Raw genomic sequence first — 21,108 nt, 5'->3', positions numbered from 1 at the left:
TATACAATTATAACATATTAACGCGGTGAATAAATGGAGATACTTGACAAAATAAAAACTGCCGGCAGGTACTTTGTCGACAATCTGAGACAGCTTGAAAAGCTGTCTTTTTTTGCTGAGCAGTTGCGATGCTGCATGAACACGTGTGTGGTGGATAAAATCTCAGCTTTCTGGGCATTCGTTGTTCTGGCAAGCTTTATTTTCTATAATGAGAGTAAAAAACAGGATTCAGAGACAACCGTGAAGGCAGACACGGCTTTTGGGACAAGGCAGATTTTACGGGCGGGCAAGCAAGCGGGAGCGGCGACAGCAGCCTGAGGCCAAAAGGAGGCGGACGAATGAATAATGAAGAGAGCCGGGCGCGATGGATGAGCCGCGTGCTGGAAGGCATTGTGGAGACGTCGCGCGATCATCTGCTCATCACGGACCCGGAAGGCTACATTCAGCTAGTCGGGGATTCGTCCTACGAAATGTACGGGATCGGCAAAGACGAGCTGTTGGGCAAAAACGTCATCGAGCTGGAAAAAGAAAAAGTATTTTCGCCTTCCGTCACGCGCAAGGTCATGGATACGAAGACCCCGCAGACGATGATGCAGGAAATCCCCGGGGGCCGCAAGCTGATGGTGACGGCCTATCCGTTGTGGAATGCCGATGGGAGCATGCATTCGGTCATCAGCTATTCGCACGATTTGACGGAAATTTTGGAATTGAAGCGTCGCTACGAGAGCCTGACCGAGCAATTGAAGCAGTTTGAATCAGAAATCGAGGAGCTGCGTGAGAAAAATCAGGATGGCTTCGTGGCTGTCAGTCAGCCGATGCGCGACATTGACCGCCTCATCAAAAAGGTGGCGATGGTCGACTCGACCGTGCTCATTCTGGGGGAATCGGGTGTCGGCAAAAACGTGATCGCGCGCGAGATTCACCGCAACAGCCGCCGCTTTGGCGGACAGTTCGTGGAAATCAACTGCGGGTCGATTCCGGAAGGGCTGCTGGAGTCGGAGCTGTTTGGCTACGAGGCAGGCGCGTTTACGGGCGCAGGCAAGCAGGGCAAACAAGGGATTATCGAGATGGCGAATCAGGGGACGCTGCTTTTGGACGAACTGGGAGAGCTGCCGCTGACTTTGCAGGCCAAGCTGCTGAAGGTAATTCAGGAAAAACGGCTGCAGCGAGTGGGCAGCATGCAGTACCGGGACGTGGATTTTCGCCTGATTGCCGCGACCAACCGCGACCTGGAGAAGATGGTCAAGGAAGGCAAGTTTCGCCAGGACCTGTATTTCCGGCTGAACGTCGTGCCGATTCATGTGCCCGCCCTGCGCAATCGGCCAGAGGATATTGCCGCGCTGTTGAAGCTTGTCGTGCGCACGCTCAATGAGCGGTACGGAATGAACAAGCGGCTTGATGCAGCGGCGACCCACGCCTTGATGCAGTACGCCTGGCCGGGGAACGTGCGGGAGCTGGAAAACGTCCTGGAGCGGATGGTCGTGACGGCGGACGAAGACGTGATTACGCCCCAGCACCTGCCTGCCGAAATCCGGGCGGTCGGAGAGGAGCAGGCAGCGATGGAGCCGAGTGTAGCGGCATCGAGAATGTCGCTGCGGGATGCGCTGGAGCAGGTGGAGGAAAAATGGCTGCGCCATGCGGCAGAGCGCTGCCGGACGACAGCAGAGATGGCGGAGTTTCTCGGCATCAGCCAGCCGTCTGTCGTGCGCAAGCTGCAAAAATACCGGATTCGTTCCACTTGATTCAAAAATGAATTTTTCATTCAAAAATGAATCGGGAATTTCGTGGTCTTCAATTCATTTTTGAATAAACGTACACCGCGCGCGTGCGGCAAATGCGCTTCCGGCAAGCTTTTTCGCTTGGCACGAGTATTGCTACATATCGTCAGCGAAGGCATCACCTTGCTGTTATCAATCTCATACGAGGAGAGATCACGATATGTCCAAACAACGCAAATTCGTCAATGTAGCCGCTGGTGTACCTGGTCCGAAGGGGTCCGCCCTGATCGAGAAAAGAAAACAGTTTGTGCCAAAAGGCATCGGCAACAACACCCCGGTTTTTGTAGAGACAGCCTCCGGCGCGCTCGTGACAGACGTAGATGGCAACACGTTCATTGATCTGGCAGGCGCGATCGGCACTTTGAACGCAGGGCATTGTCCGCAGGAAGTAGTCGACGCGGTCAAAGAGCAACTGGACAAATACATCCATCCTTGCTTCCACGTAGGCATGTACGAGCCGTATGTGGCACTGGCGGAAAAGCTCGCCGAAATCACGCCAGGCAGCTTCGAAAAGAAAACGATGTTTGCCAACAGCGGAGCGGAAGCGGTGGAAAACGCCGTGAAAATCGCCCGCAAATACACCGGACGTCCCGGTATCGTATCGTTTAGCCGCGGCTTCCACGGACGCACACTGCTCGGCATGTCGCTGACCTCCAAAGTGAAGCCGTACAAATTCGAGATGGGGCCGTTCGCGCCAGCTACCTACAAGGCGCAATTCCCTTATCCGCTGAACAAGCCTGCTTCCATGACAGAGGATGAGTACGCGCAATTTTGCGTGCGCCAATTCGAAGACTTCCTCCTGACAGAAGTCGCGCCGGAAGAAGTCGCGGCTGTCATCATGGAGCCGATCCAGGGCGAAGGCGGCTTCATCGTGCCGCCAGTAGCATTCGTACAAGGCGTCTTCCAAATTTGCAAAAAGCACAATATCTTGTTCATTTCCGATGAAATTCAAACAGGCTTCGGCCGGACCGGAGCGATGTTCGCTTCGACTCACTTCGGAATCGAGCCTGATATCATTACGATGTCGAAGTCGCTTGCGGCTGGCTTGCCAATCTCTGCTGTGACAGGTCGCGCAGAGATCATGGACGCGCCAAATCCGGGGGAAATCGGCGGCACTTACGGCGGCAGCCCGCTCGGTTGCGTAGCGGCGCTCGCTGTGATCGAAAAAATGGAGCGCGAAAATTTGTCCGGGCGCGCAAAAGAGATCGGCAAGGCGATCAAGACGCATTTCCAGGCGCTGCAAGCCGAGTTCCCTGTGATTGCGGAAATTCGCGGACTGGGGGCAATGTGCGCGGTAGAGTTTATCGACCCGCAAACGAAGCAGCCTGCCAAAGAGCTTGTGGCGGGCCTGACCAAAGGCTGCTACGAGTCCGGCGTCATCGTGCTTTCCGCAGGTGTGCACAGCAACGTGCTGCGTTTCCTGTCTCCGCTGGTGATTACCGACGAGCAACTGCAAGAAGCGCTGGACATCATGACCGATGTGCTGAAAAGCCAATACGTGACCCACTAATTCATCTGGGAGGTACGCATGAAAAAGCATCTGTATATCAACGGTCAATGGAAAGAAGCAACGGAATACGCGCCGCTGTACTCGCCTTATTCCGGCGAGCTGCTGGCAGAGGTCGCCCAGGCGAACGAGGCGGATGTCGACGAGGCGATCCGCGCGGCCAGCGCCGCAGCAAAAGTGATGGCGAAGCTGCCAGCGAGCCAGCGGGCGCTGATTTTGGAAAAAGCGGTGGCGATCATGGAAGCGCGCAAAGAGGAGCTGGCTGTGATTCTCGCCCAGGAAGCTGCCAAACCACTGCGCACGGGACGGGTCGAGATCGCCCGCACGATTCAGACGTACAAATTCGCGGCAGAGGAAGCAAAGCGGATTCACGGGGAAACCGTACCGCTCGATGCGGCTCCGGGAGGCGAGGGACGACTCGCTTTTACCGTGCGCAAGCCGATCGGCGTGGTCGGGGCGATTACGCCATTCAACTTCCCGTTTAACCTGGTTGCCCACAAAGTAGGTCCGGCGATTGCGGCAGGAAATACGGTCGTACTGAAGCCAGCCAGTCAGACTCCGCTCAGCTCGCTGATTTTGGCCGATATTTTTGCCGAGGCCGGATTGCCGGCCGGCGCGTTGAACATCCTTCCGGGAAAAGGCGCGGTCGTAGGCGAAAAGCTCGTCAGCGACAGCCGGATCGCCGCGATTACGTTTACGGGCAGTCCTGCGGTCGGGATTGCGATGAAAAACAAGGCAGGTCTGAAACGCGTGACATTGGAGCTTGGCTCCAACTCCGCGGTCATTATCGACCACAACGTAGAGATCACGTCAGCGTTGGTCGATCGCTGCGTGACAGGAGCCTTCTCCTTTAGCGGCCAGGTGTGCATCTCGCTGCAACGCGTCTACGTTCACCAGAGCAAGTACGAACAGTTTCTGGAAAAGTTCAAGGCAGCGACAGAAAAGCTCGTGCTGGGTGACCCGCTGCAGGAGGCAACCGACATGTCCTCCGTCATTTCCGCCAAAGATCATGAGCGGATGGGGGCGTGGGTACAGGAAGCGGTTGACGCCGGAGCGCGCGTCGTAACAGGCGGCAAAGCCGTGAGCGACCGACTTTTTGCCCCTACGATCCTGACCAACGTGAGCAGCCATTCCTCCGTGTCTTGCCAGGAGGTGTTTGGGCCAATCGTTGTCGTCACGCCGTTTGAGACGATGGACGAGGCGATTGCGGCAGTAAACGACTCCCGCTTCGGCCTGCAAGCAGGGATTTACACGAGCGATATTCATGCAGCCATGCGCGCAGCAGAAGAGCTGGAAGTGGGCGGCGTGATGATTAACGACATCCCGACCTTTCGGGTGGATAACATGCCATACGGTGGCGTGAAGGACAGCGGCTTTGGCCGCGAAGGCATCAAGTATGCCGTCGAAGAGTTGACAGAGCTGAAACTGATTGCGATCAAGCTGTAGCTGCCGCTGTTTTTCCACGAGTAAACAGGAGAGTGCAGCACCACATGAAAAAACCTTCTCAGCGTCGCTGAGAAGGTTTTTTGTTTGATCCCGTCTGTGCATACGAAGCGGGTTACTGCAAGTAGTAGATCGCCCGCGAGCTGACAATGCCTTTGACGTTTTGCTCGTCGCTGATTTTTTGCTCTACGAACGGAATCCCGGCTTCCTGCAGCCGCACGCGGTTGGCGTTGAAGTGGCGGAAATCGACGACCATCGTCTTGTTCGCAGCTTTGATGTCTTGTAACTGCTGCCGCGCCATTTCGTTGACGGATTTTTGCGCCAGCAGATGTGCATTGCCAACCAGCAGCATGTTGACGAACATGACGCCGACCAGGAGCGTGCTTCCGTAGCGCAACAAGGCAGAGCGCGCCTCCCAGCCTGCCAATGCCACGAGAACGGGAATCAGCCAGAGCTGGGGAACATACCGCGCCCACCAGCTTTCCGGGTTGACGAGCACCGTGGCGAGCAGGATGCCGCTCGCGATGAAAAACGGCACGGCTTTTCTCCGCTCCGGGTCTACAAGCAAGCCAAGCGCGAGCAGGAGGGCGATCAGCACAGCTCCCCCGAACCATGGCCCGAAGCCTGCCACGCGGACGTCCGGGGAGAGAAACACTTTCAACTCCGGAGTCGAGACGGTAAAGGGCCATTTCAGCGTCGTTTCTTTTGGCGTGGCGATGTTTTCTGATTTGGCGAACAGCGAAATCGCGAGCTTGCTCACCGGGTTGATGCCTTTGAAATCATGCGGGCTGTTCGAGGTCATAATATCGACCGCTCCTTTGCCCGCCAGCGGATAAAACGGATGCCCTTTGGCGAGCGTGTTGGTGACGTACGGATTGTAGCCCACTACCAGGACGGTGATAACCAGACTCGCCGCGAGCCACGTCAGGAGTCTTTTCCAGCGCTTTTGCCGATCGTAGAAAAAGAAGAGCACCAGCAAGGCGCAGCCGAGCAGCACGGCGTATACCAGCGCCGTGAATTTGATCTGTGCCAGCAGCATGAGCGCCGAGCAGAGAGCCAGCATGATCCAGGTGTGATAGCGCTTGAGCAGCAAGTACCCGAGCGCGCAGATGATGAGCACGAGCGAGCCGAGCTGTCCGTCAATGTAGTAGGACGTAGCCTGCGTGACGCTGACCGGATTGCCGGCCAAAAGCAGCGCCAGGACGATCCCCAGCCCTTTTTTCGCGGGAAAGGCGACTCTTATGGCAGCCAGACTGAAGAAAAAGGAAGCGGCCATGAGCAGCAGGTTGAATATTTTCCCGACTTCAATCTGGTCGGTCACCTTGTACATGACGGCATCCAGCATCCACGGCCCTTTGGCGTAATGATTGATCCAGAGGTGGAACGCGGACAAAATCTCCTTGTTGTCCATTTCCTCGATTGGCTTGGCGAGCGGCTTGAGCACGGGCGCGTCGTGGACCGGATTCCAGCCGTTTTTCAGCAAAATGATCGCTTCCTGGTGATAGGTCTGCCCGTCAAAGGAAAGGTCGAACGTATTGGCGCTGATGTACCAGCTACTTCCGACGACGAGGCCAAGTCCCGCGAGCAGGGCGAGCAGCCAGGTTGGACGGCGGAGAGGCACAAATACGGCCGTCATGGCGAGCATGCAGGCCAAAGCGGCGAAGACGGCGAGCCAGAAGCTGACGGCCGTGACCGGGATGCCCAACAAAAAGAAAATCGAGGTACAAAGCACGATCGCGGCCATAAAAAACAGCAAAGCGGCCCCGATCAAAAACGAATACGTTGCAGTACGGTTATTCATCTGTATGTCTCCTGTTTTGCAAGCTAAAGGACTGGGAAGGCGCCAGCCAACAGGTGCAGGAGCGTGGCGAGCATGATCCCCAGCACCAGCCCTCCGGCAATTTCCCATCTGGTATGGCCCATGCTCTCGCGCAGCGGCGTGGGCAACAGGCTGCCAGGGTGCTCCTTTGCCAGCTTGTTGAGTGCGGCGGCATGCTTGCCTACGGCTCGGCGCAGCCCGGTTGCGTCAATGATGACAATAAACGTCACCGCCACGCCCAGACCGAAAACAGGATGAGTGAAGCCCTCCTGCAAGCCGATCAAAAACACGGTGGTGACCATGACGGTCGTGTGCGTGCTGGGAAAGCCGCCGTTTCCGACCATCTTTTTCGCTTCTGGTCCAAAGCGAAGGTAATTTATCAAAAATTTGGTTACTCCGGACACAAGCCAGCCAATAAATGGCGCGATCGCATAAAACATGGGCAAGCTCCTCTTTCTTGGTGATTACGATTGGGAAATGACAACCACGCCAACGACGATGATCGCCAGCCCGACGATACGTGTGAGCGACAGCGGCTCGTGAAAGATCAAAAAGGACAGCCCGGCTACCAGCACGTACCCGAGGGCCGCCATGGGATACGCGTAGGAAAGCTGCACTTTTTCCAGCGCGGCGATCCAGATGAACGCAGACAGTCCGTAAAGCGCAAGCCCCGCCATGATCGGCAGGTTGGTGAAATAATGCAGAAACTTCAACAGCAGCATGTCATTGTTGCCGGACAGCGAGGACGCCCCCATTTTCATGGCAATTTGACCGCTGGCGCTGAGCAGCACCGAGATGAGGATGAGAACGATAGATGGCATAGTGTGATCCACAACCTGTCTGTGTGATTAATATTCAAAGGTGTAAATGATGCCCGCTACGGTGATGGCGTAGAGCACGACTGTGATGAGAATCGGCTTGTCCTGCAGCAGCACTTTTTCAGGACTGCCGCCTTTGTCTGTGATCGTAATCAGGTACAGGTAGCGGAAAATGCCGAAGATCACGAACGGGATTGTCCACATCAGATGAATCGTGCGTCCCGAAGTAAAGGTGAACAAGCTGTAGCTGATAATCGTCGCCGTAGTGACAATTGTATTGAGCTGATTCAACAATTCGGACGAATAGCTGTCCAGTACTTTGCGATGCGTTCCTTTGTCCGCTTGCAGCAGAAGCAGCTCGTGGCGCCGTTTGCTGATCGCCAAAAACAGGGCCAGCAGCATGGTGCAGAGCAAAAACCACGGCGTGAACGGCGTGTTAATCATCAGGCTGCCGCCGATGGCCCGCAGCACAAACCCTGCGGAAATAATCATGACGTCGAGAATGACTACGTGCTTGAGCTTGAGCGAATAGGCGACATTGAGCACAAAATAAACAGCGAGGACAACCCCGAACAACCGATCAAAGTAAAAGGCGGAAAAAAGCGAGCCAGCCAACAGCAGCGCACCAAACGCCAGGGCAAGCGCAGGCGGCAGGGTGCCGGAGGCCATGGGCCGAAACCGCTTTTCCGGGTGGTTCCGGTCGTTTTTGATGTCCACGAAGTCGTTCAGGATGTAGACGCAGCCGGATACAAAGCAGAACAACAAAAACGCGAACAACGATTTGCCAATGACATCCGTGCTGACTTTGTGCAAGGAAAAGAGCAGTGCTGCGAAGACGAGCAAATTTTTCGTCCACTGGTGTGGGCGCAATTGACGAATCAGCAGGTAGACGATATTTTGCCGGACGCGGGAAGCCGTTTTCACGTCAACTTTTACGGAATTAGATGTTACCCCCATATTTCTCTCCAATCCAAAAAGAATATTGCTATCCTCCTAATGACGAAAAATGTAAATTGAAAGTTACACCTCGCCAATATAACGTTTCATTTTTGCGTAAAATTTGTGGTTTGTCCATATCTTATGGAGATTTTGTAAAATTTTGTAACTGGTCATTCGGAGGCGGCGGACGGTGGGGCAAATGGTTGCGATCTCACGAAAAAACGCAGCTTCTGGCAAAGCGGAGTGCCAGCAAGCTGCGTTTTTTTCCCTTCTGTTCCGGTCAGTTTACGCGTGGGACCCTTTTGGCTGGCCTTTTCCACGAGTAAATCGACAAGTTGAGCAAAATGACGGCCAGGATGACAAGCTGCGGAATCGTCGTCTCCCAGTTCGCATAAATGCCGAGGTCCGGCAGGTGGAGCAGGAAGTCCTCGCTGTGCGCAGGCAGGGTGCCTGTGACCTGTAGCGCATGGATGCTGACCCCGATAAACTTGAAGGCCATGTAGTAAAGCAGCAGGCTGGCGACGAGGAAGAACGGACGGACAGGAATCCGCGCGCTCAGCCTGATGATGACGAAGCTGATGACGGCGAGCACGACCAGCGCTCCGACGATGCCGAGCATCAGGTCGGTCATGGAAATCGTCGCGGCCATCCCCATGTAAAAAATGATCGTTTCCGCGCCTTCGCGGACGACAGCGAGAAACGCAGTGAAAGCAAGCGACCAGAGCGCGCCTTTTGCCAGCGAGGAGCCGATTGATTTTTGCACAAAATCGTTCCACGCCTGCAAATTCGACTTTTTGTGGAGCCAGGCGCCGATGGTCAGCATGAAGAACACGGCAATGAGTCCGGTAATGCCTTCGATTGTCTCGCGGGAGCTGCCTGTCGTGAGGTTGGAAAAGACGATGCTGAGCACGACGGCGAGGATCGCCGAAGCCGCTACCCCGAGCGCGGCGCCTGACCAAATCCATTTGCGCTTGTCCGCATTGCCTGATTTTTGCAGGAAGGCGAGCAGCGACACGATAATCAGTATCGCCTCCAAGCCTTCGCGGAACAAAATCAGTCCCGCATCCCAGGCGGTGTAGGAGGAAGCGGTGGCGAACGGCTCCAGCTCTGCCTTCATCTCAGCGAGCAGGGCGGCTGCTTTGTCCCACTGTGGCGGGCTAGACAAAATCAGCGTCGGTACGGCGACCATCTTGGCTTCTATGCTGCTGTAGGTCGCGGGCGATTTGGTCATGACCACGCCTTCCACCAGAGGCCATGTGGCGATGAAGGTGTCCATTTTTCCGGCCGCTTCCTCCGCGTTCTGGCTGGCGATGTCCGCCTCCACAGAGCCGATGAGTTCAAGCAGGGTGGAGATGGACGGCTGCTCTGTGGAGTCTGTCGCCCCCGCCGCCTGCTGCCCGGCTTTTCCTGACACGTAGTCTTGGACCGCTTGCAGCAGCGATTGCAGCTTTTCCGTACTTTTTTGCGGATTGGGCGGCTCGGTGTTCAAGGCGATGCGTGCGCCGCTTATTTTCACTTCCATATCGCCGTAGACGGCGGCGTTTTCCGAACGAACGAGGCTTTCGGCTTTGTACCAGCCTTCGACGAAGCTGTTGTACTGCTGCTTGGCTTGTGTCCAGTCGCTTGCTTCGACTGCAGCCAGGCTTTTTTCCAGAAAAGGCAGCAGGGCAGCGATTTGCTTGTGCGCCTTTTCTTTTGGCTGTGCCGGTGATTCCTGGGCCGTGACGTAGCGATCGGCGGCTTTGGCCAGGTTGGAGATGGCTGCGGCCGCGTCCTCCGGCTTGGACTGTACCTGGGCGAGAGCTTGCTCGGCTTGCGCGATGGCAGCCGACAGCGCCTGTGCGTCTGCTGAAGTATCCTCTGCGTTCGCAGCCCAGATCGTCTTCATGCTGGCAACGGCTTTTGTCGCTTCGTCCCAATTTTTATCGCCGCTGCTGATGAGCGCGTCGCTGGAGAGGGCGATCAACTGTTTGAGCTGCTCGGAAGCAAGTGGCGCTGCGAAGGCAGACGACAGCCCGGAGAGAAGCAGCAGCAGGCAGAGGAAAACGGAAAAAAGATAGCGTATCAAGGGATTCACTCCATCCTTGCTAGTTGGTTAAAACAGTGTGTCTCCGATGTAGCCGCCTTCGCTGGCGCCCGGCAGACAGGCGTACAGGCCGCTGCCGACGTGGGTAATGTATTCGTTGAGCAAATCGACAGATGCGAGCTTTTGTTGCATCGGGATAAACTGCTTGCGCGGGTCGCGGTTGAAGCAGATGAACAGCAGTCCGGCGTCCAACTGCCCGGTCCGCGCATCCAGTCCGCTCGAATAAGAGTAGCCGCGGCGCAGTATTTTGACTTTGCCCTCCATGTGGGCGAGAGCGACGTGGGAGTCAGCCGGAATGACCGGATTGCCGTTAGCGTCTTTGCGGTCCAGCTCCAGATCGTCGAACTCGTTTGTTTTTCCGAGCGGCGCACCGGAGTCGCGATGTCGGCCAAACGTATTTTCCTGGTCGTCCAGGGCAGAGCGGTCCCAGACCTCGATCCGCATGCGGATTCTACGCATGACCATGTAGCTGCCGCCAGTCATCCAGGCCGGTTCGTCGGAAGGTTGCACCCAGACGACTTCATCGGCTACAGCCGGGTCGCTGACCTTCGGGTTGTTGGTTCCGTCCTTGAAGCCCATCAAATTGCGCGGGGTAGAACCGCTCGGATCGGCTGCGCCCGTGCGCTGAAAGCCTTCCTGAACCCAGTGGAGGACAGCTTTGCCGCGCGCGATGCGGGCCAGGTTGCGCAGCGCGTGAAAAGCCACCTGCGGATCGTTGGCGCACACCTGGACGACGACGTCGCCGCCAGACCATTCCTTGCGTATTTCATCGCTGTTGAAGCGGGGCAAGTCGACCAGAGCGGCGGGCCGTTTGCCAGACAGTCCGAAGCGCTCGTCGAAGAAGGAAGCGCCGAGTCCAAACGTAATCGTCAGGCGCATCGGGTTCAGCCCCGCGCTCTCGCCTGTATCGGCGGGCGGGAGGTGAGGGCTGCCGCTTTCCTCGTCCGCGGTTTTGCCAGCCGTCAAGCGGGCTGCTGCTGCGGTCCAGCTCTGGAACAGCTTGCGCACATCGTCGAGCGAGGCCGTCGTTAAATCAAAAGCACCCATGCAGATAAAATCCTGCATAGGTGTAATGATCCCGGCCTGATGCTTGCCGTAAAAAGGAATGATGCCGTCGGCAAGCACAGGCGCTGCAGCGGCTTTTTCGCTGGAAGAAGCGGACGGCAGCAGCGATTTCACGCCGGTGGCGCCGAGAATCAGCCCGAGTCCGCCGACACCCGCCAGCTTCAGTGCCTCGCGACGTGTCAGCTTTGTGTTGTCGCTTGCGGGATGCTTGTTTTCCATCAGGTTAGCCCCCAATGATCGTGCCCATTTTGGACAGTGGTTCAGCCAGGGCATCGAGAGACTGGCTCAGTTTTTTCACCTGGTCTTCCTTCAACTCGGTGTACAACACGTAGCCGTTGTCCTTGCGGTAAGGCGCGAGCGCTGCGTCAAGCTCGGCAAAACGGGTTTCGATCTCTTTGGACAAAGCTTCGTCCTTGGCATCGACAGCAGGCTTGAGCACTTTGAAAATCTCGTGTGCGCCCTCTACGTTTGCCGCGAAATCGTACAGGTCGGTGTGGGAGTAGCGCTCTTCCTCGCCTGTCACCTTGCTGGTCGAAACTTCGTTCAAAAGCTCTACTGCGCCTGTTACGAGCATTTTCACGTCGATATCCACGCTCTCGACTTTCACGCGCAGTTGCTTGACGTCTTGCAGAAGCTGGTCTGCCACCGGGCCTTGGTCAGCGACGGACTTGGTTTCCCAGAGAGCTTTTTCCAATTTGTGATAGCCGCGCCATTCGTTATCGGGAACATCGCCTTCGCGGGCATCAATCCACGGGTCGAAGTCGCCGAGCGATTCCGCGATCGGCTCGATTCGTTCAAAGTAGGCGCGAGCTGGCGCGTACTCGCTTTTCGCTTTTTCCATGTCGCCAGCTTTGACGGCGGCCGTAAAGCTTTCTGTCGCTTTGACCAGTTGGTCTGTCTGTTCAATGACCCATTTGCGGTAGGCGTCGATGGGAGCTTGCAGGTCTACGGCAGCGGTGTTCGCGGCGGTTTCGGCAGCGGCCGGCTTGTCCGGCTGAGCGGCTTCAGGCTTTTTCTCTTCCTTTGCCGTCTCGGTGCTGCCGCAAGCAGACAACAAGAGAGAAGATCCGAGCACAACGGCGGACAGCGGGTAACCCCATTTTTTCATCATCTGAAAACATCCCCTTAATTACCATATAAGTAGATTCTTATACATTGATAATAAAAATCATTATCATTCAGGAAAAATGTAAACCTTTCTTTGGCGGTTTGCAATATTTTTTTGTACAGAGAAGAATGTATAAGATTCTTATCCAGTATCAGCGCAACTAAGTCTGCGCCAAGTTTTCTGACAGGCTTGCCTACCGGTTTATTTTGCATGCCGGAACGAGGGGGGAGCGAGACAGAAAAAAAGGCCGCCGAGTCCGTTGCTCGACAAGCCTTTTTGCGCGGGGTTCAATCAGCCAAATACTTCAGGAGAATGCTCTTTTCGTGGAGCAGATGTTCCTTCATCCTGGACTGGGCCGCTTCGGGGTCTTTGCTCTTGATCGCTTCGTAGATCGCTCTATGCTCGTGGAAAAACTGCGCGGAGACGGAGTGGTTCGAGTAAATTTCCATTCTGCGAGTCTCGCGAATGCCGATTTCCATTTGGTGGGAGAGCGATTCAAACAGATGCGCCAGGATGGAGTTGTGGGTGGCTTTGGCGAGTGTCAGGTGAAAAAGCAGATCGGTGCGCTCGCCTACTTCCTCGGCGCCGACGTGCTGCTCCATTTCCGCGAGGATGGCTTCCAAGGAGTGCAGGTCGTGATCGTCACGCTTGAGTGCAGCGATGGCGGCGTTGGAGACTTCCAGCGATTTTCGCACCTCGATCAGTTCGAGAATGGTTTGTTTGTTCGTTTGCAAGCCGCTGAGATCAGGCAGCAGGCTGTGCGCAGGGGAGGGGATGCTTCTTACCGTGCAATTGCCGCCCTGGCGAATCTCAATCAGCCCCATCGCCTTCAAGGCACTGAGCGCCTCGCGCGTGGTGGAGCGGCCGACGCCGAATCGCTCCGACAGCTCCTTGGTGGAGGGGAGCTTGGCTCCGGGTGGCAGCTCTCCGTTGAGAATGAGCGCTTTTAACTGCTCGGTGATGTGTTCGTAATGGTTTTTTTGGCGAGCCTAGAGAGATCCATTTCAACACTCCTGTACGATCCGGTTTTTTCCAAAAGCTATTGTAACACGTGACGACGCCGGAAAAAGAGCGCGCTTCCCGCTGGCCAGGGCGCGACCGGGTGCTTAGCCGACGAGCAAAACAAACACGACGCCAGGGCCGTGCACCCCGATGGTCAGATCGTTTTCGATATCGGCGGAACGGCTGGGGCCGGAGATGAAATGAATCCCGGCAGGAAAGTCTGCGAGCTCGCGTCCGTCGTAGGCAGCCAACGCTTCCCCGAGCCTTGTCCGGAGCCGCTCTGCGGGGAGGATGGCGATAAACACGGCAGGCAGCAGGCTGACCGAGCGTCCGCTGTTTTCCGACGAGGTCACGACGACCGTTCCGGTATGCGCGACGCCGCAATCGACGAGCGCGATGCCGATATCGGCTTGGGCTGCCTGTGCCAGCAGCACGTCGCGATTGGCTGGATGCCAGACGGTGAAGGTGGAGTCGGGCAAGCTCTCGGATAGCCCGAGCGCGAGCAGCTCTGGCTGGTTTTGCACAAGAAACTGGCGGGCCTTCAGTTCGGCCGCTTTTTCCACGATGAACTGTTTGGCTTCACGCATGGTCGCAAAACGGCAGAAGTGTCCGCCAGCTTTTTGCCAATTGTCGCGGAAAAGCGCGATCTTGTCCTCCAGCGCAAGCGCGTGGGTTCGCCAAAAATCAGGAGCGCCTTTGTACGGGTGCACAGGCGGCGAAGCGGGCATCGGCCTGCCCAGTCGGTTTGTAATCATTTGAATGAAGGCTTTTTGCGCGTCACTCATGGTCGTCGACTCTCCTTTCGCGTTTGCGCAGCTCTTCTTCCAGCCGGGCTTGTAGTTGCGGGCTTAGTTCCTTGCGTTCGTCGCCGAGCACGTGCGCCAGGGCAGGCCACTTTTCGCGAAAAGACTGCGCAGGGATCGCAGGCGTGTGCCGATACTTGCTCCAGCCTTGCAAGGGTCCGCGCTTCGCTTTGATGGCAAAGTCGTGCAGCCCCAGCTTTTGCCCGAGCCTGCCCAGCGTAAGGACTCGCCGCAGCCGTCTGTGGTCGGACATGATGTAGCGAAAGCCTTTCATGGCCCATGCTTCTTCGGGGGCGGTAATGCCTGCTTCTGCCTTGCGCTTGCGCAAGTAGACGAGCATGTCGTGCAGCGGAATTTTGACCGGGCACGCTTCGTAGCAGGCGCCGCACAGGCTGGAGGCGTAGGCGATGTCGTCCCACTCCGCCACGTTTTTTTGCAAGGCAGGCTTGAGTACAGCCCCGATTGGCCCGCTGTACGGCCCGCCGTAAGCGTGTCCGCCAATGTGCCGATACACGGGACAGGCGTTGAGGCAGGCTCCGCAGCGGATGCAGTTCAACAGCTCCTGAAAATCCGGGTCGCCGAGCTGCAGCGAGCGGCCGTTGTCGACGATGATGATGTGCATTTCCTCCGGCCCGTCGCTGTCTAGGGCGCGGCGCGGTCCACTGATGCCGGACATGTAGACGGTCAGCTTTTGCCCGGTGGCGGAGCGCGGCAGGAGCGTAGCCATGACCTCCAAGTCAGCCCAGGTCGGAATGATGCGCTCCATGCCCATGAGCGAGATTTGCGTTTTCGGCACAGTGCTGACCATCCGCGCATTGCCCTCGTTTTCAAACAGGACGATGGAGCCTGACTCGGCGATGGCGAAGTTGACGCCCGTCATGCCGATGTCTGCTTCGAGGAACTTTTCGCGCAGCTTCCGGCGCACAAACCCGGCGAGCACGGCCGTATCGGGGGGCAGCGCCTCGCCTGCTTCTTTCGACAAAAGCTCCGCGATTTGCGTCCTGTTTTTGTGGATGGCGGGGATGATGATGTGCGACGGTCCTTCTTTCGCTAATTGAATGATGTATTCGCCGAGATCGGTTTCGATCGACTCGATGCCTTGTGCTTCCAGCGCTTCGTTGATGTGTACTTCTTCGGACACCATCGACTTTGACTTGACGACGGTGCGCGCTCCGCGTTTCTCGGCGATGGCGAGCGTGATCGCCGCCGCTTCTTCCGCCGTGTAGGCAAAATGAATCTGGGCGCCGTTCGCGCGGGCGTTGTCGATGAACTGATTGAGGTAATAGTCGAGGTGGGCGATCGTATGCAAGCGAATTTGCCGTCCGCGCTCGCGCCACTCCTCCCAGTTGCCTTGCTCTGACGCTGCTAGCTGCTTACCGTCCCGCAGCCGCTCGGTGGTGTATTTGACCGCATTGCGCAAAAATTCGTCCTGCAAAGCCGCCCTGGCCCTGTCTGCAACGGATGCTTCCTTAGCGCTTTTCACCGTTTTTCACTCCCTCGTACAGTAATTCAGCCAGATGCATCACGCGCACAGGCTCTCCGCGAAAGCGCAGGTTGCCCGAGATGTTGAGCAGACAGCCCAGATCAAGGCCAACGAGCACCTCTGCTTCTGTCTCCAGGACGTGATCGGCCTTTTCCGTCACCATCGCCCCTGATATTTCGCTCATTTTCACGGCAAAAGTACCGCCGAAGCCGCAGCAATCTTCGGCAAACGGAAGCGGAACCAAATCGAGTCCCCGAACTTGCTGTATCAGTTGCAGCGGCTCCTCGCTGACGCCGAGCAGGCGGCTCCCGTGACAGGAGGGATGGTAGGTAACCTTGTGCGGAAAAACAGCCCCCAAGTCCGTGATGCCCAACACGTTCACGACAAACTGGGTAAACTCGTACGTTTTGTCGCGCAATTGCTCCGCTTTTTGCCGCAACACAGGGTCGTGCTCGAACAGCTTCGGGTAGTAATGATGAATCATGCCCGTACAGGAGCCGGACGGAGAAATGACAAAGTCGCTGTCGTCAAAAGCCGCAAGCAATGTTTTGGCCGCAGCTCTGGCCTCGTCCCAGTATCCGCTGTTAAAGGCCGGCTGACCGCAGCACGTCTGTACATCGGGAAACTGCACTTGCACGCCGTATCCGGCAAGCAGGCGAACCATCGCTTCTCCCACCTGCGGATACAGGGCGTCACTCAAACAGGTAATGAACAGAGAGACTTTCACGCGATCACCTTCTCAAACCAATTTTTTACTTATCAGCTTATTATACATGTCGGGAGGTTAATAGTCTGAAAAATGAAACGATCGACGCGTAAAGCGGAAAAGCTGGCAGAAGCGTTCGTATTGGGCGTTGGGATGCGCACAGGACGTACCGGGGCAGGGGGCGACCAGGGGATTTTTTCCTGCCTGATTTTTGTGCTGCCGCAAGGGTTGAGCTTGGGTAGCAGCTTGTGTAAACTGTTCATAATTAAGCGGCAGGAAGCGACGAAAGCGGGAAGCCGTTCAGCGAAAAAAGCAGGCAAAGAAGGTGTTGCGCATGGCGAGACAAAAACTGCACATCGACGAGCTGTACGAAGTGTCGGGCAAGATACTCGTGGAAAAAGGCTACGCTGGCTTTCATTTCAAGCTGGTAGCCGATCAATTGAATGTGAGCCGCAGCACCATCTACGAGTATTTTTCCAACAAGGACGAGCTGATCGCCTCTTTGATGGTCCATTTGATGGAAAAAGTCATGAGCGAATACGAGCGACCAGACAGCGAGCCGGCTCCTTTGGCGAGATTGCGGAAGATGTTTGACTCGTTTATGAAGTACGCGGACATTCACCAGATTTTGCTGTTTGCTCCGTTTGTGAACGGCGAGTCGTCTCCCGGCGTGAACGAGGCGATGACGACACTGCGCCAGCAGCATCATTTGCTGAATCGGCGGCTGATCGAGCTGATTGACACCTGCAAGCAGGACGGAGCGATTCGGGGCGATATTCCGAGCGAGCTGATCGCCAGTCTGTTGTTTCAGGCCATCCAAATCCCCAAGCATCCGGGAGTGGCCGAGACAGAGTGGAATCGCCTGATTTTTCAGGTGATGCTGGAAGGCTACGGGGCAAAAGTCGGGCGCGATTTACACAAACGAGAGCAAAGCTCAACACTCTCTTAACACTTCCCTGCTATGCTTGTCTTAAAGTCACCAAGTGAATAACGTCTGTAAGTGGGCCGAGACGTGGAGAAAGCCCTCATGCAGCGACAGCTTTGGCAATGCGGACCGATGGTATCGGTTTGTTGTTTGCATGCTGTTGTCTTGCGTGAGGGCTTTTTGTGTTTCCCCAAAAAGAAAGGAGCGAGCAGGAGGCTTTGTTAGATACCGCTTTGTATGACGCGTATTTTTTTGATCTGGACGGGACGATCTTCATTGGGGATCGGCTGCTGCCCGGCGTGGGAAAAACGTTTGCCGCCTTGCGTGCGAACGAGAAGAAGATCATGTTTTTGACGAACACCACGGTGCAGACGAGAGCGGACTGCCAGGCGCGGCTGGAAAAGCTTGGCCTCTGCGTGGAGCGCGAGGAAATCATGACGGCAGCTTATGCGGCGGGCCTGTATTTTCAGCAGCAGGCAGACAGCGCGCGTGTGCTGGTTGTCGGGGAGCGCGCGCTTGCCGCAGAGCTGGCGAGTTTTCAGATCAGGCAGGTGCAAGCGCCGTCGCAAGCTACGCATGTGCTGGTCGGCATGGACAGAACGTTCACCTACGAAAAATTGCTGCTGGCGGCCGATGCGCTGCGAAACGGAGCCAAGCTGATTGTAGCCAACCCTGACCCGGTATGCCCCGTACCAGGCGGTGCGATTCCGGATACGGGAGCGCTGGCGCAGGCGATTGAAACCGCAGGCGGCGCGACTGTCTGGGCCATGACGGGAAAGCCGTCCCGCTTCTATGCGGAGCAAGTTTTTCAGCAGTTGAACGTCCGGCCGGAACAGTGCCTGATGGTAGGCGATCGGCTGGAGACGGATATTTTGCTCGGCAAAAACAGCGGAATGAAAACCGCGCTCGTGCTGACAGGGGTGACGACGTGCCATGAGCTGGAGCGTGCGGGCATCCGGCCGGATTTTGTCCTGCCTACGCTGGATGGCAGCGCGCACGACAGGCAAGAGCAGCAGCAATGTAGATAAAAGCTTTACATTTTCCAAATATTTGCTTATCAAGCGGTTGATATGATCGGGTGATGAAGCACCAACGCCAGAGGTTCAGGGGGGATTGTCGTGGCAGAAGTGGAATTGCGACGCATTTCCAAAATGTACGAGCGGCAAAAGGTCGTCAATGAAGTCAGCGCGCTCATTGCGCCGGGAGAGTTTTTTGTGCTGGTCGGTCCTTCGGGCTGCGGCAAATCGACGACGCTGCGCATGATTGCCGGACTGGAAGACATCAGCGAAGGAGAGCTGTTGATTGGCGGCAAGCGAGTCAACGAAGTCGCGCCGAGCGGGCGAAATATATCCATGGTCTTTCAAAATTACGCCTTGTATCCGCATTTGACGGTCAAAGATAACATTTTGTTCGGCTTGCAGGTTCGCAAAGTGGACAAGCAGGAGCAGGCCAAGCGGCTGGAGCGGGTGGCCGAGATGCTCGGGATCGCCCAGCTTTTGCACAGAAAGCCAAAAGAGCTGTCGGGCGGTCAGCGGCAGCGGGTGGCGCTCGGCCGGGCGATTGTCAGCCAGCATCCGATCTGTCTGATGGACGAGCCGCTGTCCAATCTCGATGCCAAGCTGCGCGGGCATATGCGGACGGAGATTCGGCAACTGCAACAGGAGCTGGGAATCACGATGATTTACGTCACGCACGACCAGGTCGAGGCGATGACAATGGGCGACCGGATGATGGTGCTGCGCGACGGCGAGGTGCAGCAGGTAGGCAGGCCGCTCGACGTGTACAACCGTCCGGCGAACCTGTTTGTGGCCGAATTTACCGGGGCGCCGCCGATGAATACGACAGAGGGCGTTTGGCGAAGCAATGGCGCGCAGTCCGGCGTCGAGCTGACGAATGACCCGAGTAGACGGTTTTTGCCGCTCGGTCTACAGGCAGGCATCAAGGGCGGGACGCCCGTTGTGCTCGGCGTGCGCCCCGAGGCGTTGCAGCCGCTGGAGGCAGGCAGCCCGCTCGATGAGAGCCGTTCGTTGCTTGTCAGCGTGCAGGGCGTGGAGATTCTCGGTTCCGAGACGATTGTGGAATTCAGGCTGGGCGACAAGCTGTGGAAGGCAAAATGGAACGGGCAATGGCCGTGCCGCCGGGGAGATGTGCTGCGCGTCGGCTTTGCCGCAGAGCAAGTCAGCCTGTTTGATTCGCAATCGGGAAAAAATTTGGCCATCACGGCCGGAACAGAAAAGGGAGAGATACTGCGATGCGTACAGTAGTGAAAAGTCTGTTTTCAGTCGCCATGAGTCTGGCGCTTATTACAGGGTGCTCCAGCGGGACTTCCACCACAAGCGGCAATTCGTCGGGGCAGACGGGACAAGCTGCGCAGACGGGGACGCCGGAGACAAAGCCCGCGGAAAATACCGAGCTGTCCTTCTTTTATCCGGTGGCAGTCGGCGGTCCCCTGACCAAAATCGTCGACGGGATGGCAGAAGAGTTCAACAAGGCGAACCCGGGCATTACCGTCAAGCCGGTCTACACAGGCAGCTACCAGGACACGACGACGAAAATCCAGGCGGCCGTGCAAGGAAAAACGCCACCTGACGTAGCTGTCATGCTCTCGACCGAGCTGCACACGATGATGGACATGGACGCCATCCTGCCGCTGGACGAATTTATTGCCAAAGACGGCGGCAGCGAGTACGTGAACGATTTCTTCCCCGGCTTCCTGGCCAACTCCCAGGTCGACGGCAAGACGTACAGCATTCCGTTCCAGCGCAGCACGATCGTTTTGTATTACAACAAGGAAGCGTTCAAGGAAGTGGGCCTCGATCCGGAAAAGCCGCCTGCGACGTGGGAGGAGTTGGCCGAGTACGCGAGCAAGCTGACCAAGGACGGACGCTGGGGTCTGGAAATCCCTTCCTCCGGCTTCACCTACTGGATGTATCAGGCGCTGGCCTTGCAAAACGGCAAAAACCTGATGACCGAGGACGGCAAAAAAGTGTTTTTCGACACGCCGGAAAATGTAGAAGCGCTGCAATACTGGGTCGACCTGGCGAAAAAGCATAAGGCGATGCCGGAGGGCGTGATCGAGTGGGCGACCGTTCCTTCCGACTTCCTCGAAGGCAAGACAGCGATGATGTTCCATACGACCGGAAACTTGACCAACGTGAAAAACAACGCCAAGTTTGACTTCGGCGTAGCGTTTTTGCCAGCGAAAAAGAACTTCGGCAGTCCGACGGGCGGCGGCAACTTCTACATGTTCAAAGGAACGGATACGAAGAAGCAGGAAGCGGCCTGGAAGTTCATCCGCTTCATGACCGAGCCGAAGCGCGCGGCACAGTGGAGCATCGACACGGGCTATGTCGCGACGCGCAAATCTGCCTATGAGGAAGAGATCATGAAGCAGTACGTCAAGGACTTCCCGGCAGCGGCAGTCGCGCGCGACCAGTTGGAGTACGGCCATGCCGAGTTTTCCACGCACAATAACGGCAAGGTGACAAAAGCGCTGAACGACAACTTGCAAGCGGTCATTACCGGAAAGGCGAGTGCTGCGGAAGCGCTGAAAAAGGCGCAGGAAGAGGCAGACAAAGTGCTTGCGCCATTCAACAAATAAGCGAAATCGAGCGAGGCATATGGAG

General features: G+C 56.6%; 19 protein-coding genes and 1 pseudogene. 8 read left to right on the top strand and 12 right to left on the bottom strand.

All coding sequences use genetic code 11. From position 1 onward, the window contains the following. The first annotated feature begins 33 nt into the window (after window positions 1-33). The 4 genes from AC27IT_RS12720 (at window position 34) to AC27IT_RS12705 (ending at window position 4,731) form a co-directional block, all read left to right on the top strand. A complete protein-coding gene (locus AC27IT_RS12720) occupies window positions 34-318 on the top strand; it encodes a hypothetical protein (protein WP_283858450.1) in 285 nt (94 codons plus the stop codon). Between the two features lie 20 nt (window positions 319-338). Further along, entirely contained in the window at window positions 339-1,742 is a 1,404-nt protein-coding gene (locus tag AC27IT_RS12715; protein WP_005826868.1) for a sigma-54 interaction domain-containing protein, read from the top strand. A 196-nt stretch (window positions 1,743-1,938) separates the two neighbouring features. Beyond that, entirely contained in the window at window positions 1,939-3,288 is a 1,350-nt protein-coding gene (gene gabT / locus AC27IT_RS12710; protein ID WP_005826870.1) for a 4-aminobutyrate--2-oxoglutarate transaminase, read from the top strand. Window positions 3,289-3,306: 18 nt separating this feature from the next. Next, entirely contained in the window at window positions 3,307-4,731 is a 1,425-nt protein-coding gene (locus AC27IT_RS12705) for an aldehyde dehydrogenase family protein (RefSeq protein ID WP_221843272.1), read from the top strand. Window positions 4,732-4,843: 112 nt separating this feature from the next. Here the strand turns inward: AC27IT_RS12705 and AC27IT_RS12700 are convergent, their stop codons facing one another. The 12 genes and pseudogenes from AC27IT_RS12700 to AC27IT_RS12645 form a co-directional block, all read right to left on the bottom strand. Continuing rightward, on the bottom strand, window positions 4,844-6,529 hold the full coding sequence (locus tag AC27IT_RS12700) for a hypothetical protein (protein ID WP_283858449.1): 1,686 nt from the start codon (window positions 6,527-6,529) through the stop codon (window positions 4,844-4,846). Between the two features lie 23 nt (window positions 6,530-6,552). After that, entirely contained in the window at window positions 6,553-6,987 is a 435-nt protein-coding gene (locus AC27IT_RS12695) for a divergent PAP2 family protein (protein WP_007778189.1), read from the bottom strand. Window positions 6,988-7,011: 24 nt separating this feature from the next. Next, window positions 7,012-7,368, bottom strand: a complete 357-nt coding sequence (locus AC27IT_RS12690) for an SMR family transporter (protein ID WP_005826878.1) — start codon at window positions 7,366-7,368, stop codon at window positions 7,012-7,014. A gap of 27 nt (window positions 7,369-7,395) precedes the next feature. Beyond that, window positions 7,396-8,322, bottom strand: a complete 927-nt coding sequence (locus AC27IT_RS12685) for a decaprenyl-phosphate phosphoribosyltransferase (RefSeq protein WP_035422928.1) — start codon at window positions 8,320-8,322, stop codon at window positions 7,396-7,398. Between the two features lie 262 nt (window positions 8,323-8,584). Then, window positions 8,585-10,372, bottom strand: a complete 1,788-nt coding sequence (locus AC27IT_RS12680; protein WP_025846906.1) for an FTR1 family protein — start codon at window positions 10,370-10,372, stop codon at window positions 8,585-8,587. Between the two features lie 27 nt (window positions 10,373-10,399). Beyond that, complete coding sequence (efeB, locus tag AC27IT_RS12675) at window positions 10,400-11,674, bottom strand: iron uptake transporter deferrochelatase/peroxidase subunit (RefSeq protein ID WP_007778196.1); 1,275 nt, start codon at window positions 11,672-11,674, stop codon at window positions 10,400-10,402. Window positions 11,675-11,678: 4 nt separating this feature from the next. Continuing rightward, complete coding sequence (efeO, locus tag AC27IT_RS12670; protein ID WP_025846910.1) at window positions 11,679-12,566, bottom strand: iron uptake system protein EfeO; 888 nt, start codon at window positions 12,564-12,566, stop codon at window positions 11,679-11,681. Window positions 12,567-12,850: 284 nt separating this feature from the next. Beyond that, the gene (locus tag AC27IT_RS12665) at window positions 12,851-13,387 is read right to left on the bottom strand and encodes a FadR/GntR family transcriptional regulator (protein ID WP_309479801.1); all 537 of its coding nucleotides are present in this window, start codon (window positions 13,385-13,387) and stop codon (window positions 12,851-12,853) included. 18 nt (window positions 13,388-13,405) lie between these two features. Beyond that, a pseudogene (locus AC27IT_RS12660) lies at window positions 13,406-13,486 on the bottom strand (GntR family transcriptional regulator); the annotation flags it as partial. A 183-nt stretch (window positions 13,487-13,669) separates the two neighbouring features. Next, window positions 13,670-14,350 carry a LutC/YkgG family protein gene (locus AC27IT_RS12655; protein WP_340673418.1) on the bottom strand — a complete coding sequence of 227 codons (681 nt, stop codon included), beginning with the start codon at window positions 14,348-14,350 and terminating at the stop codon, window positions 13,670-13,672. Next, window positions 14,343-15,851 carry a LutB/LldF family L-lactate oxidation iron-sulfur protein gene (locus AC27IT_RS12650; protein WP_327944412.1) on the bottom strand — a complete coding sequence of 503 codons (1,509 nt, stop codon included), beginning with the start codon at window positions 15,849-15,851 and terminating at the stop codon, window positions 14,343-14,345. The genes AC27IT_RS12655 and AC27IT_RS12650 overlap by 8 nt, the downstream gene beginning before the upstream one ends. Beyond that, entirely contained in the window at window positions 15,838-16,578 is a 741-nt protein-coding gene (locus tag AC27IT_RS12645; RefSeq protein ID WP_005826890.1) for a (Fe-S)-binding protein, read from the bottom strand. The genes AC27IT_RS12650 and AC27IT_RS12645 overlap by 14 nt, the downstream gene beginning before the upstream one ends. Window positions 16,579-16,891: 313 nt before the next feature. Between AC27IT_RS12645 and AC27IT_RS12640 the strand changes: the two genes are divergently transcribed. The 4 genes from AC27IT_RS12640 (at window position 16,892) to AC27IT_RS12625 (ending at window position 21,083) form a co-directional block, all read left to right on the top strand. Further along, window positions 16,892-17,506 (top strand): TetR/AcrR family transcriptional regulator, encoded by a 615-nt coding sequence (locus AC27IT_RS12640; protein ID WP_007778208.1) that lies wholly within the window; start codon window positions 16,892-16,894, stop codon window positions 17,504-17,506. 194 nt (window positions 17,507-17,700) lie between these two features. Further along, window positions 17,701-18,510 carry an HAD-IIA family hydrolase gene (locus AC27IT_RS12635; protein ID WP_206699357.1) on the top strand — a complete coding sequence of 270 codons (810 nt, stop codon included), beginning with the start codon at window positions 17,701-17,703 and terminating at the stop codon, window positions 18,508-18,510. A 90-nt stretch (window positions 18,511-18,600) separates the two neighbouring features. Then, window positions 18,601-19,746, top strand: a complete 1,146-nt coding sequence (locus tag AC27IT_RS12630; protein ID WP_005826896.1) for an ABC transporter ATP-binding protein — start codon at window positions 18,601-18,603, stop codon at window positions 19,744-19,746. Next, entirely contained in the window at window positions 19,734-21,083 is a 1,350-nt protein-coding gene (locus AC27IT_RS12625) for an ABC transporter substrate-binding protein (protein ID WP_005826898.1), read from the top strand. Before AC27IT_RS12630 ends, AC27IT_RS12625 begins: the two co-directional genes overlap by 13 nt. The last annotated feature ends 25 nt before the right edge of the window (window positions 21,084-21,108 follow it).

Source organism: Brevibacillus sp. YAE8, assembly GCF_057543335.1.
This window is presented reverse-complemented; position numbering and strand designations above follow the sequence as displayed.

Excerpts from the sequence above, each read along its gene's own strand:
- AC27IT_RS12720 (WP_283858450.1), top strand. The coding sequence starts at position 34 with ATGGAGATACTTGACAAAATAAAAACTGCCGGCAGGTACTTTGTCGAC.
- AC27IT_RS12715 (WP_005826868.1), top strand. The coding sequence starts at position 339 with ATGAATAATGAAGAGAGCCGGGCGCGATGGATGAGCCGCGTGCTGGAA.
- gabT (WP_005826870.1), top strand. The coding sequence starts at position 1,939 with ATGTCCAAACAACGCAAATTCGTCAATGTAGCCGCTGGTGTACCTGGT.
- AC27IT_RS12705 (WP_221843272.1), top strand. The coding sequence starts at position 3,307 with ATGAAAAAGCATCTGTATATCAACGGTCAATGGAAAGAAGCAACGGAA.
- AC27IT_RS12700 (WP_283858449.1), bottom strand. The coding sequence starts at position 6,529 with ATGAATAACCGTACTGCAACGTATTCGTTTTTGATCGGGGCCGCTTTG.
- AC27IT_RS12695 (WP_007778189.1), bottom strand. The coding sequence starts at position 6,987 with ATGTTTTATGCGATCGCGCCATTTATTGGCTGGCTTGTGTCCGGAGTA.
- AC27IT_RS12690 (WP_005826878.1), bottom strand. The coding sequence starts at position 7,368 with ATGCCATCTATCGTTCTCATCCTCATCTCGGTGCTGCTCAGCGCCAGC.
- AC27IT_RS12685 (WP_035422928.1), bottom strand. The coding sequence starts at position 8,322 with ATGGGGGTAACATCTAATTCCGTAAAAGTTGACGTGAAAACGGCTTCC.
- efeB (WP_007778196.1), bottom strand. The coding sequence starts at position 11,674 with ATGGAAAACAAGCATCCCGCAAGCGACAACACAAAGCTGACACGTCGC.
- efeO (WP_025846910.1), bottom strand. The coding sequence starts at position 12,566 with ATGATGAAAAAATGGGGTTACCCGCTGTCCGCCGTTGTGCTCGGATCT.
- AC27IT_RS12665 (WP_309479801.1), bottom strand. The coding sequence starts at position 13,387 with ATGGGGCTGATTGAGATTCGCCAGGGCGGCAATTGCACGGTAAGAAGC.
- AC27IT_RS12655 (WP_340673418.1), bottom strand. The coding sequence starts at position 14,350 with ATGAGTGACGCGCAAAAAGCCTTCATTCAAATGATTACAAACCGACTG.
- AC27IT_RS12640 (WP_007778208.1), top strand. The coding sequence starts at position 16,892 with ATGGCGAGACAAAAACTGCACATCGACGAGCTGTACGAAGTGTCGGGC.
- AC27IT_RS12625 (WP_005826898.1), top strand. The coding sequence starts at position 19,734 with ATGCGTACAGTAGTGAAAAGTCTGTTTTCAGTCGCCATGAGTCTGGCG.